This window comes from Blochmannia endosymbiont of Camponotus pudorosus (assembly GCF_059934925.1).
In genome coordinates this window covers 97,323-111,612 of the sequence record NZ_CP011793.1, presented here as the reverse complement: position 1 = coordinate 111,612, position 14,290 = coordinate 97,323, and the positions used below count along the sequence as shown (strand labels likewise).

The following is a 14,290-nucleotide window of genomic DNA, read 5'->3' as shown; positions in this document are numbered from 1 at the left end:
ATAATTCCTATTTCCATTAAATTCTTTCTTTTTCTTGTACAAATTTAACTACTTGTAATGCCTCCACTGTTTCTTTAACATCATGAACCCGAATAATTTGCACTCCTTGCATTGCTGCAATGACAGCACATGCTATACTTCCTGCCAATCTATTTTTTGAAGAATCAGTACGATTGTTATAATTTAACATTGACTTTCTAGATACTCCTATCAGCAAAGGTAAACCAAAATGATGAAAATATTTTAAATTTGATAACAACTGATAATTATGCTGATTTTTTTTTCCAAAACCAAACCCAGGATCAAGTAATAATCGAGTTTTACTAATACCTGCTAATTCACATCTTGCAATCTGAGCACTAAAATAATCATTTACCTCATGTAAAACGTTATGGTAATTAGGAAACTTTTGCATAGTATTTGGATTGCCTTGCATATGAGTTAAGCATACCGGCAGATTAGAACATTCTGCAGCCTGTATTGCTCCTTTAGTAGTCAATGATCTTACATCATTAATTAAATGTATCCCGATTTCAGCACTTTCTTTCATTACTAATGCTGATGATGTATTTACTGAAATAAAAATATCAAAACGATCTACAATGGCACGTATTACAGGCAAAACACGTTCTGCTTCTTCTTCATCACTAATTCCATTAGATCCTGGTCTGGTAGATTCTCCTCCAACATCAATTAAAGTAGCTCCATCATTAATCATATCAAATACATGATTAATTGCTTTAGGCATAGTATTATATAATCCTCCATCAAAAAATGAATCAGGAGTAATATTTAAAATTCCCATAACTTGCGGGTAAAAAAGATCTAAAACTCGATTATTACTAATTAATTTCATAATATTTTTGCTATATACAATAAAAAATTATTATTAACAATAGCCCTTGATTAACTACGTACACAATAGTACATACAAAACTTATATATAAATACAAATATTTATTACTTTAAATAAATTTCTATTTATTATGATGCTATATTTGGATTATTATCATAAGATTCTTTACTTGTAGATTGTACTTTTTTTGAAGTATCAGATTGTACATTATCTACCTTATCGATTTTTTTTTGTATACCTTCTTCATGAAATGAGCCTTTCATACTTTTCCTATTCATTAAATCATCTATTTGAGATGCATTAATAGTTTCATATTTAATTAATGCATCTTTCATAGCATGCAAAATATCTATATTTTCTATTAACAACGTCCGAGCTCTTAAATAATTTCTTTCAATTAACAATTTAATTTCTTGATCAATAATACGAGCAGTTTCATCAGACATATGTTTTGCTTTAGCTACTGATCGACCAAGAAATATCTCTTCTTCTTCTTCAGCATATAATAATGGTCCTAATTTTTCTGAAAACCCCCACTGCGTTACCATATTACGAGCAATAGATGTAGCTATTTTAATATCATTAGAAGATCCAGTAGATACTCTATTTACTCCATAAATTATTTCTTCAGCCAATCTTCCTCCATATAATGTAGAAATCTGACTCTCCAATTTTTGCTTACTCACGCTAAGAGCATCTACTTCTGGCAAAAAAAACGTTACTCCTAAAGCTCGACCACGAGGAATAATAGTCACTTTATGTACAGGATCATGATCTGGAACTAACCTTCCAATAATAGCATGACCTGCTTCATGATATGCAGTAGACTCTTTTTGAATTTCCGTCATCACCATAGAACGTCGTTCTGTCCCCATCATTATTTTATCTTTAGCTTTTTCAAATTCTGACATAGATACTGAATTTTTCATTTCTCTAGCAGCAAATAAAGCAGCTTCATTTACAAGATTAGCTAAATCTGCTCCTGAAAAACCAGGAGTGCCCCTCGCTATTACCGATATATTAACATCCGAAGATAATGGAACTACTTTTATATGCACTCTTAGTATTTGTTCTCGACCTCTAATATCTGGCAATCCTACTATAACTTGACGATCAAATCTTCCAGGCCTTAATAATGCAGGATCTAAAACATCTGGTCTATTAGTAGCAGCTATTACAATAATTCCTTCATTTCCTTCAAATCCATCCATTTCTACTAACATTTGATTTAAAGTTTGTTCTCGTTCATCATGTCCTCCTCCCAATCCTGCACCTCTTTGTCTACCAACTGCATCAATTTCATCAATAAAAATAATACAGGGTGCTGATTTCTTTGCTTGTTCAAACATATCTCGTACTCTAGATGCACCTACTCCAACAAACATTTCTACAAAATCAGATCCTGAAATAGTAAAAAAAGGAACTTTAGCTTCTCCAGCTATTGCTTTCGCTAACAAAGTTTTACCAGTTCCTGGAGGTCCCACCATTAAAATTCCTTTAGGTATTTTTCCACCTAATTTTTTAAATTTATTCGGTTCACGTAAATATTCTACTAATTCTTTTACTTCTTCTTTTGCTTCATCACATCCTGCAACATCTTCAAAAGTAGTTTTGATTTGATTTTCGTTAAGCATCTTCGCTTTACTTTTTCCAAAAGACATCGCCCCTTTACCACCTCCCTGCATTTGACGCATAAAAAAAATCCATACTCCTATTAACAACAACATAGGAAACCAAGAAATTAATATAGAAGTAATTAAACTAGGTTCTTCTGGTGGTTCTCCAACTACTTTAACTTTTTTTGTCAAAAGAATATCAAGTAATTTTGGATCATTTACTGGAATATAAGTAATGTAACGACTGCTATCTTTTTTTATAACAACAATTTCTCTTCCGTTAATATGAGCTTCTCCAATTTGATCTTGATTTAACTCATACATAAAAGTAGAATAATCTACCTTACGATTATTTGAGTCATTAAATCCAAAGTTTTGAAATAAAGAAATTAATACTACCGCAATAACTAACCAAAGAATTAGGTTTTTTGCCATGTCACTCAAAAGAATAACCCCTCTTCCTAACCAATTTTAATAAATCTCATTAATATAATTCATAATATATCAATTGCCTTGTATCTAAATCTTTTTGCTACAATATAAACTTCACGAGAATTATATCTTGAAGAACTCGGTTTACGAATCTTTACATTATAAAATAAAGATTGCACATTATATAAATATTGCTCAAAACCTTTTCCCTGAAAAACTTTTACTAAAAATGATCCTCCTAACTCCAAAACATTCTGACACATATTTAATGCTATATCTCCAAGACGTATAGATTTACATACATCAATTATTGATATTCCAGTTGTATTAGGAGACATATCAGATAAAATAATCTGAACCTTTTTATCGTTTGCCCAAAAACATATTTTTTTAATAAAATCAGGATCTTCACAATTGCCTTGTAAAAAATCAACACCTTTAATTTTTTTCATAGGTAATATATCACATGCCATAATACGTCCTGTATTACTTACCTTTTTTGACGCATAAATAGACCAACCCCCAGGAGCAGATCCTAAATCTATTACTGTTATACCTTTTTTAAATAAAATATCAATTTGATCAATAAATTGTAATTTAAACCAAGAACGCGATCTCAATCTTTGAACTCGTGCTGCACGTGTATATTGATCTGTATAATATTTTTTCGTCCATTTTGATGTACGTATAAAACGTTTTTTATCGAACATATGATTCTATATAAAACCTATTTATTACTTACATATAACGGTAATAATCTACTAAATTGATTAACAACAAATTTAAATTTCATTAAATTAACTACTTATTAAAGATGTCACAAAATAAATACAATTATTATATACCTAATATATAATATTTATTATAAAATGACCATATGCATAAATCTATTTATTCTATCAGTATTTATTACATAGCATTTTGTTCACTATATTTTTTAGATACCACATAAACCATACAATTACCTGTAATCATTAGAAATACACAAATTACTCTTCTGATGAATATTCAATTTTAATAATTTTATATTTTATTTGTCCTTGTGGAGTATTAATTATCACAATATCTCCTTCCTTATTACCAATCAACCCTTGAGCTATAGGTGAGCTAATAGAAATCATATTTTTTTTTAAATTAGATTCATCATCCCCAACAATACGGTACATCTTTTTACATTGAGTTTCCATATTTTCAATAAAAACGGTCGCGCCAAATACAACTTTTTTATCAGAAATTATTTTAGTTACATCAATAATATATGCATTTGATAATTTATATTCTATCTCTTGGATACGGCCTTCACAAAAACCTTGCTGTTCTCGAGCAGCATGATATTCAGAATTTTCCTTTAAATCTCCATGTTTTCGCGCTTCAGAAATATTCTTTATAATTTCTGGACGCAATACATTTTTTAAATAATCTAACTTTTTCCTCAACTTTTCTGCTCCACGTAAGGTCATAGGAACTTGCTTCATTTTCATAATCATCACATCAATTGTATTTTATCAAAATAAGTTTCAAAATATAAAGAATATATAATCTTTCACTAATATTCATTGTATTTCTTAATACACTTAAGAATTAAATTTATTTCTAAAACTATCAACCAATAAATAACAATAATCTATTACTACTAACTAACACACACAAAACATAATATGCATGAATTATACTAATTATAAAAATAATACTGACAATTATGACATCACAATCACAATCTACCTGTTTATAGCAGATACAATACTATTACTGCCAATAAATTTCATAATATCCCAACATAATAACGATAAATTTATTTCATGTATAACAGAAATAGCATAATAACGATTATTCCATCCTAAAGATCTAATTATAAAATTTATCTTATTTTCTGCTTCCAATTTATCCAATAAATCTATTTTATTAAAAATTAACCATCTAGTCTTATTAATTAATTTTTTATTATAAACTTTTAGTTCTTTTTCAATATCTATAATATTTCTCACTGGATCAGATTGGTCTGCTGGACTGATGTCAACAAAATGCAATAACATTTGACAACGTTGTAAATGTTTGAGAAATTTTATTCCTAAACCAGACCCTATAGAAGCCCCTTTAATTATACCTGGAATATCTGCTATAACAAATCTATTATTGCTGTTTAAAACATTATTATTAGTATCCATCTGCACAACTCCTAAAGTAGGAGTTAGGGTAGTAAACGGATACTCTGCTATTTTAGACTTAGCTTTAGATACCATACTAATAAAACTAGACTTTCCAGAATTAGGTAATCCAAACACTCCTACATCTGCTATTAAAATTAAATCTAGAAATAAATGTCTAATTTCTCCAGGCTCTCCTTTTACTCTCACTTTATCAAAATATTCAATATCTTTGTTATTCTTATTACACTTTTTTTTAAAATATTTAACACCACTATTACCTATGCCATGACGACCACCACGAGCTACCATCAACAAAGTTCCACTTGGTTGATTTACCATATCTCCTAAAAATTTATTTGTTTTCTGACAACTTACACGAGTACCAATAGGAACATGTATTATCAAATCTTTTCCACGCTTTCCAGTACAACCCCTAATCTGACCTGATTTTCCATTACTAGCTCTAAATATACGATTATTACTAAAATAATTTAAAGTGCTAATATTAGAATCAGATAATAACCAAACACTACCACCATCTCCTCCGTTACTACCATCAGGTTTGTTTAAAAAAACACTTTTTCTCCATTTTTTAAAAAAACTAACATATCCATTACCGCCATTACCAGCTATTACAGTAATATTTACTGAATCAACAAATTTCACCTCTCATCCTTAATTTTTTAATAATAAAACATTAATGTATTGCATTATATCATGATATATCACATTATAATATATCACTATATACTATCAATCTTAATCAATGCAAAATTATTAACAAAACGCATAACACCATCAACGACTAAAATACCATAATTATTATTGTATTACATTGTTGTTTATCTTAGTAAAAACAAAAATTTAAACAATAAATATTTATTTATATTTACCTTCAAGCAATAATATAAACTAATTTACGATTTAATTTACCTTTCTTTTTAAAAAATACCTTTCCATTTCTTAAAGCAAAAAGAGTATAGTCTCTTCCACAGCCTACATATCTGCCAGGATGAAATTTACTTCCACGTTGTCGAACAAGAATACTACCCGCAGAAACAAACTCTCCTGCAAAATGTTTCACCCCTAACCGTTTCCCTTGTGAATCCCGACCATTACGAGTAGAACCTCCAGCTTTTTTATGTGCCATATATTCTATTTTCCTATATAAAATAATACACAACATCCTTCTATTTCTATATTAAGAAGAAGTTACAATATCTATAATTTTTATTTTTGTAACATATTGTCGATGTCCTTGAGATTTTTTAAAATGTTTCCGACGACGAAATTTAATAATCTTTATCTTTTTACAACGATCATGACTAATAATACTAGCTATAATCCTGACAGCACTGATAAACGGAGTACCCACTTGAATGCAATCATTCTTTTCCAGAAAAAGAACTTGATTAAATTCAATTTGACTTCCAATGCTAATAACCATCCTATCAATATAAATTACTTTTCCTATATGAACATGGTACTGCCTACTTCCACTTTGAAAAACCGCATACATAAATAATAATCCATCTCTTGTTATAATCTGATATTATCACACTTTATCTAAATTAGATATTTATACATTATAATATCATGTTTCTCAACACAATTAATAAAATTAAACACACTTATTACCATATTAATAAAAATTATTACATTTAATAGTACAATTAGCATAATGCCACTAACAATTATATAAAAACATAACCACAACTAATCGTAATAACATGAATATAAATCAAATAAATAAACTTATCCAACAAGATATGACTAGTGTTAATTTTGAAATTTGTAGAAGATTAAAATCAAAAACAACTCTAATTAACAAATTAGTTCACCATATTATCAATAGTGGAGGAAAAAAAATTCGATCAATTATGATTTTATTGATTGCAAAATCATTAACTTATAAAAAAACACAACATATTATTATTGCTACATTAATAGAATTTATCCATATAGCTACTTTATTGCATGATGATGTTGTAGATACATCAGAAATGAGAAGAGGAAAAATAACTGCTAATGTAATTTTTGGAAATTCTGCTAGTATATTGGTAGGTGATTTTATATATACCCGTGCCTTTCAAATGATGACAGAATTACAATCTTTACGAATACTTTCCTTAATGGCTAATGCAGTTAATATTATTTCAGAAGGAGAAATATTACAATTAGTACATTGTCATGATCCTACCATTACCATTAATAATTACATGAAAATTATTTATAATAAAACAGCTCGTTTATTTGAAGTAGCTTCTCAATCGTCAGCAATTGTAGCCAATGCTAATCTTAAACAAGAACAAGCGTTAAGTAACTATGGAAAATATATAGGAATTGCATTTCAATTAATTGATGACTTATTAGATTATGGAGCAACCGACACTATTTCTTTAGGCAAACACACAGGAAATGATTTAAATGAAGGTAAACTTACACTACCTTTGTTACATGCTATTCACCATAGCACACCTAAAGAAGCATCAATTATACGACAAGCTATTATACATGGCAATAGTCGTCATTTTTTTAATATTATTTTACATACAATGCAACAATATGGTTCTTTAGAATACACTAAAAAATGCGCTGAAACTAAAATTAATAAAGCTATTTCTTGTTTAAATGTTTTACCTACATCTCCATATAAACAAGCTTTAAAAAAATTAGCTCACTTTATAATACAAAGATATCAATAATAAAAATTATTATCAACAAATTTATACTTGACAAATAAAAAGTCTTTTGTATGATATATTATTTAGTATTATTGTATGTTGTTTATTTTTTTTAAGAATAAGTAATTTTTGTAGTTATTTTTAAAGTAAAACCAATTAAATTATAGATTGATTAAGTTTATTAATTAAAAACAGTATGAATCTACAAAAAGTTTCAGCTGGAGATAATATTCCAGAAGATATATATGTAATAATTGAAATCCCGTCAAATTCATCTCCTGTAAAATATGAAATTAACAAAGAAACTGGAGTAGTTTATGTTGATAGATTTTTGTTTACCCCTATGTTTTATCCATGTAATTATGGATATGTAAACAACACATTAGCTCCAGATGGAGATACTATTGATGTCTTGGTATTTACACCTTATCCCTTATTTATCGGATCTGTAATTCATTGCAGACCTATAGGCATGCTAGATATGATAGATGAATCTGGGGAGGATTATAAAATCATAGCAGTACCACATAAAAAAATATCAAACCAATATGATTCTATAAAAGATATAGATGAATTACCAGTTCTTTTACGTACTCAGATTACTTATTTTTTCGAACATTATAAAGATCTAGAGCCTAATAAATGGGTAAAAATAAAAGAATGGAAAAATGCTAATGTAGCTAAATCAAAAATTTTTAATGCCTTTCAACGCGCTAAAATTGAAAAATAAAAAATACAAACATAAATAATAAAAAATTGATTTTCTTTAATACAAAATCAAAATCTATAACACTAGACTTGTTGTATAAATTTAATCAAAAAGATTAAATTTATACAACAAGTCTAGTGCATAATCGTAACCTTTAGATGTAGCCTCTAAATATAACTGATGATTTATACAATATCTTATTGTTATTGTAGTAAACAAATCAAAAATACTCACACCGTATTTAATTTGCAATCCAGGAGCTATATATCCGCTCAACGCTACTACTGGTGTAGTTCCAAAATCTTGCGCATTTACTGTTAAATCTTGGACTCCTAAAACTCTACCAATTTTCCCAATAAATTTTTCATATCGCTCTATACCCATCCCTATTAATAGAGATGTTATTCTATTGTTATTAATTATATTTAAATTAGATAAAGTTGTGTTATACTCTCCTAGCAAATAAGAAGCTATTTCTTGTTGAGATAATAAAGCTGAATTAGATAAAAACTCTAATTTTAATTGTTCTAATATGCCAGTAATATGTATACCTACAGTAATAGGATCCTTTGAGTTATTCAATACACAAGAAGTATTTTTAATTGCTTCAATATCAAGATATGCTTCATTAATTGCTCCAGAAAATAATATCTGACCTTGTTTTAGTATTAAATTTATACCATATGCTTTAAAATAACCAGATGATGTTCTAACATGTCCTACTACTAATAAATTACTTTTATCATTATATGTAATTTCTAAATCACCTTTTAATTTAGTATATAATCCTAATCCATTAAAATTTACATCATGACCTAAATGTATAAAAAGATTAGAAATAGTAAATATACTTAAATTTTTAAAATTATTTGTAGAAATAGGAGAAAATTGACTATCTAATAAAACCTCTTCAGATGAAATTTCTATCGAATTCTTTAAAAATTCTTGAAATTCAATTTGAGCATAAGGTATATCTAAATTACCTTTAATATCAATACCATTTATAGTTATTGTACAAATAAGATTAGGAGATATTTTTGCATATGTTGTTGGAGATACATGTATATCAATCTGATCTCCTTTTACATTTAATAATAAGTAAAAATTTGTCAAAGAATTAAATTTAATCAATTTTCCATCTAGATTCAATTGCCCTCCATATTCTGTTTTCATTAAACCACTTAATAATGCGTAATCTCCAAAAAAATTAACTTTAAAAAAACCATCTTTCATATTAAAAAAAGTATTAGATTGATTAAAGTTACAATTTTCAAATTGAATAAATCCATAAAAATTAATCGAATTTAAATATCCATGAAAATTCAAATCCATATTCATCAATCCATTTATACATTCTTTTAATTGAAATAATAAATAAAAAAAAGAATTTACTTTCATATTAGAAATTGTTACATTCCCAGAAACCTTAGGAATATTATGAAAATCAGTGATTGAAAATCTCCAACAACTTTTATCATTTTTTATTTTTATTGATCCAATACAAGAAAAATTAATTGGAGTAAATATTGTATTTAAAATTGCATCATTAATTTCAACACAAAGATTAGTATTATCTTTATTAAATAATTCAATATTTAATTGAGTTACAGAAAAATACATAGAACCTTGAGGTAAAATATCAGTAATATTCCAGCATATATCTGTAAAATATATATGCGTACCACACGCATTTATAATATTTATTAATTTAAAATTTAAAAATGAAAAATCAAAGTACTGATTTATTTTGAATATTTTTTTTAAAAAACTTTTTTGAATCATATCATCCATTGAGATTTTACATACTTTACTTTCCCAACAATGTGATTTGAAAATAATTTTTTGAGGTATATACTGATAAATAAAAACAATATCATTTATTAACTTCCATGTTCCTATAGGGGTCACAATGTTTGTTTTATCAATTTTTCCACTCCAAATTTGATTAAATAAATCAAATTTTCCATTTATATTCATTACTCCAACTAATTCTTTTCCATATAATCCCACATTTAAAAAGTGTTTTGAAAAATTTCCTATTCCTTTTATCAAAAGTTTATGTAATAAAAACTCTTCATATTGCACTTTATCTAACTTCACAAAAAAATTACTCTGAACTAACTTGCCATAATGAACATTACTATTAATTCGAATTTTTTTAATATTAATATTTTTATTTTTCCAATTTAAAGATTGAGCATCAATTTTAAACAACATAGAAAATGAACTAATTGATCTATATAATTTACAAGAAATATTTAAATGACTATTTGATTGAGATGAAAAAATAGAACAATCTATTACCTTAAGTTTTAAAGAAATATCAAAAGTACGATTTTGTTGTATGTTTTCTTGTATTACTAAAAAATTATCATATTTTCCTTTACTCAACATAGAATCAAAAATATCATATTTCCCATTAGTTTTTATAAATACCCATTCATTGTGTACAATATCATTATCTTTAACACCCTCAAATACATTAGCATACGATACTACTAATCCCAAAAAGTTTTTATCAAAATACTCTTGAATCATATTTTTCTTCCATATTAACTTCTTCGTTGAATATTTTACATACTCCTTTATATTCATTTTGTTGAAAAAACATACATTATTATAATTAATTAAATCTTTCCATTTAATTATGCCTTCTATGTTATAATAATCGTTTGGTGTTTTTATTTTTAATTCAGAAATAATACAACTATTCAAATTTCCTTGAGCATTCATTAATACTGATACACGTGTCATCTTAATTTTTGAACAAGACAGTTCAGATTGCATTTGAATATAATAATTACTCATATTTCCTATTAAAAAAAAATTTATTTTTTCAACAATAAAATTGTTACTTCCTAAAAGAAAAATTGGAATCTTTTCTCCAGTAATAAACAAGTTAATTGGGATAGAAGGACACATCAATTTAATTTTCATTAATATATGCATTGTAGGGGAAATAATATTAAAAGTAGTACAATCTATACATAATTCATCAATTAATGATCCTGTCACCACTAATTTAATTTTTCCCAAATTTTTTTCTTCTAATTTATTACTATTACAACTTCCTTTATAATTATAATAATGAACATAATTAGCTACTATACATACTGGACAATGATTGCGTAAAATAACATTACTAATACCATCTAAATGCCCTAAAGATAAATCAATATGAAATTCTGTATTTATTATCTCTTTAATATAAGAAAAATGTATTTGAAAATAATTAACTACATATTTATTTTGATTATTGAAAAAAAAACAAAAATTTTTTCCTTGAACATCTGTTAATATAAAATTTATAAAAATTCCATGTTGCTTTTGAAAAACTACTAATGTTTTATCAATTAAATTGCGTAATATATCTTTTATATAAGAAAAATTTTTTACCCAATGCACTGAATGAATTGTTATATTATTTTTTTTAATTAAATTTTTATCTAAAAAAAAATTATATACAAAAGATCCTTCTACAATATCAGAAGATAATATTTTCAATAAATTATTTTTAAAAATACAACTAGTATTAATCTGTTGAAATTGTAATTCTATATTACTCAATAGCACAGAAATATTATTAAATATTACATTTTTAAAAATAATTGAATAATTCTTTAAAATTTTTTTAAAAATCTTATTTTTTTTAATATTTTTTATGTCATCAGGTACTAAATTAACTAATCTCCCATCTATATAAATATCTGTTAAAAACAAATGATCTATATATATTCTTTTAAGCAAAAAATGTTTAAAATTTATTGAAATATCACATTTATGAATCTTTATTACACCTAACGAAGGTGTCTTATATTCTACATGAGACACATTAAAATTACCCCAACACCCAGAAACAGAATCAAAAGTTAACCCAGAAATCTGACTTGTTATTCTCGTAAATATTAAATTAGTTCCTATATTCGTTCCAAATAAAAATATAAATACTCCACATATAGCGATTATTCCTAATAATAAAATTAAAAACATTTTTCGTATAAACATTACAATTCCGGTCCTAAATTTACGTAAAAATGTAAAAAATTATAATTTATTTTAATTTCATGTATTAGTGGAATTGCTATATCTAATCTTACAGGACCTATTGGTAACTGCCAACGTATTCCAACACCAAAACCAGATTTAAAATCCTTTCTCCAATTAATATTATTACCAATTTCTCCAAAATCTATAAAAATAGCACTCCATAATCTACCACAAATATTGTATTGATATTCAAAAGTATTTGTTATTGACTTTGTGTATTGAACAGAATCATGAAAAGACGATATGATTTTATACTCATATCCACGAATACTACAGTCTTTATCAAAAAACAAACGAAACATTGGGATAATATATGCTAAATTATTTACTTCCATCCAACTTAAGTTACTTTTAACTACAATACGATTTTTTTCTAAAAACGTACGAATCCAAATATTTTGGGCTCGTACAATTATAAAATCAATATCTGATTTCCAATAATTTGCTGATATATTTATTGAATAACGTTGACTTTTTCCCCAGTATGGTATTATTTCACCTCGTTTTTGTACTCGATTTATATTAATTCCAGGACAAATTAATACTGTAGTTTTAGTAAATTTATTTTTATACACACAATGATTTATATACCAATATAAATTAATCACTCGTTGCCAATTATCATCTATGCACTTCCAATATCGTGCTATATTGAACATAATAACTCGAGACTGCAGGTCATATACATTATTTTCATATATACAACCTCCTTGACATAAGTAATATTCTTCTAAAGGATTACGCAAAATAGGGATTTTATAATTTATATCTATAAATTGTTCTAATGCTGATATACTAAAACTATTCTCTAAACTATGTCCATATGAATTTATCCATGGTTTTTTCCAAATAATCTTAGCGCGTAAACCTGTCTCATTAGTATATCCAGATCCAATCTCAAAATTATCTTTAACATTAGGAGTAAGTAAAACGTTTAATACCAGTTTTTTTTTTGAACACATGAAACGGCATTCGAAGATGTAAATATAGATCCAAACCAATTAGTAGAAGATAATCGACGATTTAATTCTATTATAGATTTAGTAGAATAATAATCTCCAATATTTATATTAGATATATTTTCTAAATAATTTTCTTGAATTTGACTACCTTGAAATTTTACTGTTTTTACAATATATCGATGTCCACTAAAAAATTTAATATCCCAAATACTTTGATATAAATCAGGAATAACAATCAACTGACTTTTTAAAAATTTGGCATCTAAATATCCTTTGGACACAGCTAAACTATAAAGCTTATTTTTAATCTGTTCATAATCGTGATGATTTAATTGTTTCCCAATAAACAACTTACTATCTTCAATTATATTATGAAAACCGATATCATTTTTTCCTTCTCCATCTATGTCAATAGTTACCCGAACAATTTTAATAGGTATTCCAGGAAAAACTTTTATAACTAAAACTTTCAATTTTTTATTTTCTATACTTTTAGTAAAAAAATCAAAACTGACTCTAGGAGAGTAATAACCACAAGATCTTAAACTAGATTTAATTACGTCATCTATTTCTTTTTTAACATTTGAATTAAGAAAATTAATATTATATGTTGTATAAAAATCAAGCTTTTTACGTATATTATGTTCTAATTTTACATCCAGGCCTTCTAATATTATTTGCAATTCTCCTTTACAGTATATTGGAATTAAAATCCAAAACATAATAATATACAATTTTATTATAATAATTTTTCTCATTATATATTATAAAAACATAACATATATACATTACTTCTAATTTTAATGATTATTATTTATATTGTCGATAATTCTTTTT

At 26.1% G+C, this 14,290-nt stretch carries 12 protein-coding genes; 2 read left to right on the top strand and 10 right to left on the bottom strand.

Annotated elements, in window-relative coordinates; translation table 11 throughout:
- Positions 1-16: 16 nt before the first annotated feature.
- The 7 genes from folP to rplU all read right to left on the bottom strand — a co-directional run bounded on the left by folP (position 17) and on the right by rplU (position 6,570).
- On the bottom strand, positions 17-856 hold the full coding sequence (folP, locus tag Bpudo544_RS00505) for a dihydropteroate synthase (RefSeq protein WP_500825409.1): 840 nt from the start codon (positions 854-856) through the stop codon (positions 17-19).
- Positions 857-984: 128 nt separating this feature from the next.
- Entirely contained in the window at positions 985-2,916 is a 1,932-nt protein-coding gene (ftsH, locus tag Bpudo544_RS00500) for an ATP-dependent zinc metalloprotease FtsH (RefSeq protein ID WP_500825408.1), read from the bottom strand.
- 50 nt (positions 2,917-2,966) lie between these two features.
- Positions 2,967-3,614 carry an RlmE family RNA methyltransferase gene (locus Bpudo544_RS00495; RefSeq protein WP_500825407.1) on the bottom strand — a complete coding sequence of 216 codons (648 nt, stop codon included), beginning with the start codon at positions 3,612-3,614 and terminating at the stop codon, positions 2,967-2,969.
- A 279-nt stretch (positions 3,615-3,893) separates the two neighbouring features.
- Positions 3,894-4,379 carry a transcription elongation factor GreA gene (gene greA / locus Bpudo544_RS00490; protein WP_500825603.1) on the bottom strand — a complete coding sequence of 162 codons (486 nt, stop codon included), beginning with the start codon at positions 4,377-4,379 and terminating at the stop codon, positions 3,894-3,896.
- 243 nt (positions 4,380-4,622) lie between these two features.
- Positions 4,623-5,717 (bottom strand): Obg family GTPase CgtA, encoded by a 1,095-nt coding sequence (cgtA, locus tag Bpudo544_RS00485; protein ID WP_500825406.1) that lies wholly within the window; start codon positions 5,715-5,717, stop codon positions 4,623-4,625.
- Positions 5,718-5,946: 229 nt separating this feature from the next.
- Positions 5,947-6,201: a 50S ribosomal protein L27 gene (gene rpmA, locus Bpudo544_RS00480; RefSeq protein WP_500825405.1), complete on the bottom strand. Its 255-nt coding sequence runs from the start codon at positions 6,199-6,201 to the stop codon at positions 5,947-5,949.
- Between the two features lie 51 nt (positions 6,202-6,252).
- A complete protein-coding gene (rplU, locus tag Bpudo544_RS00475; RefSeq protein WP_500825404.1) occupies positions 6,253-6,570 on the bottom strand; it encodes a 50S ribosomal protein L21 in 318 nt (105 codons plus the stop codon).
- Positions 6,571-6,781: 211 nt separating this feature from the next.
- On the opposite strand from rplU, the gene ispB reads away from it, so the two are divergent.
- Together ispB and ppa are read left to right on the top strand one after the other, a co-directional pair.
- Positions 6,782-7,756, top strand: coding sequence for an octaprenyl diphosphate synthase (gene ispB, locus Bpudo544_RS00470; protein WP_500825403.1), 975 nt, complete (start codon positions 6,782-6,784; stop codon positions 7,754-7,756).
- A 175-nt stretch (positions 7,757-7,931) separates the two neighbouring features.
- Entirely contained in the window at positions 7,932-8,465 is a 534-nt protein-coding gene (ppa, locus tag Bpudo544_RS00465; RefSeq protein WP_500825402.1) for an inorganic diphosphatase, read from the top strand.
- A gap of 81 nt (positions 8,466-8,546) precedes the next feature.
- Here ppa and Bpudo544_RS00460 read toward each other — a convergent pair whose 3' ends face one another.
- The 3 genes from Bpudo544_RS00460 to Bpudo544_RS00450 are packed head-to-tail and all read right to left on the bottom strand — an operon-like array spanning position 8,547 to position 14,175.
- Positions 8,547-12,449, bottom strand: coding sequence for a translocation/assembly module TamB domain-containing protein (locus Bpudo544_RS00460; RefSeq protein ID WP_500825401.1), 3,903 nt, complete (start codon positions 12,447-12,449; stop codon positions 8,547-8,549).
- A complete protein-coding gene (locus Bpudo544_RS00455) occupies positions 12,449-13,453 on the bottom strand; it encodes an autotransporter assembly complex protein TamA (protein ID WP_500825400.1) in 1,005 nt (334 codons plus the stop codon). The genes Bpudo544_RS00460 and Bpudo544_RS00455 overlap by 1 nt, the downstream gene beginning before the upstream one ends.
- Positions 13,426-14,175, bottom strand: coding sequence for a POTRA domain-containing protein (locus Bpudo544_RS00450; protein WP_500825399.1), 750 nt, complete (start codon positions 14,173-14,175; stop codon positions 13,426-13,428). Before Bpudo544_RS00450 ends, Bpudo544_RS00455 begins: the two co-directional genes overlap by 28 nt.
- Positions 14,176-14,290 lie beyond the last annotated feature (115 nt).

Bases quoted from the DNA above. Each gene is read 5' to 3' on its own strand.
- Bpudo544_RS00495 (WP_500825407.1), bottom strand. From the start codon at position 3,614: ATGTTCGATAAAAAACGTTTTATACGTACATCAAAATGGACGAAAAAA.
- greA (WP_500825603.1), bottom strand. From the start codon at position 4,379: ATGAAGCAAGTTCCTATGACCTTACGTGGAGCAGAAAAGTTGAGGAAA.
- rplU (WP_500825404.1), bottom strand. From the start codon at position 6,570: ATGTATGCGGTTTTTCAAAGTGGAAGTAGGCAGTACCATGTTCATATA.
- folP (WP_500825409.1), bottom strand. From the start codon at position 856: ATGAAATTAATTAGTAATAATCGAGTTTTAGATCTTTTTTACCCGCAA.
- ispB (WP_500825403.1), top strand. From the start codon at position 6,782: ATGAATATAAATCAAATAAATAAACTTATCCAACAAGATATGACTAGT.
- Bpudo544_RS00450 (WP_500825399.1), bottom strand. From the start codon at position 14,175: ATGTTTTGGATTTTAATTCCAATATACTGTAAAGGAGAATTGCAAATA.
- Bpudo544_RS00455 (WP_500825400.1), bottom strand. From the start codon at position 13,453: ATGTGTTCAAAAAAAAAACTGGTATTAAACGTTTTACTTACTCCTAAT.
- Bpudo544_RS00460 (WP_500825401.1), bottom strand. From the start codon at position 12,449: ATGTTTATACGAAAAATGTTTTTAATTTTATTATTAGGAATAATCGCT.
- ppa (WP_500825402.1), top strand. From the start codon at position 7,932: ATGAATCTACAAAAAGTTTCAGCTGGAGATAATATTCCAGAAGATATA.
- rpmA (WP_500825405.1), bottom strand. From the start codon at position 6,201: ATGGCACATAAAAAAGCTGGAGGTTCTACTCGTAATGGTCGGGATTCA.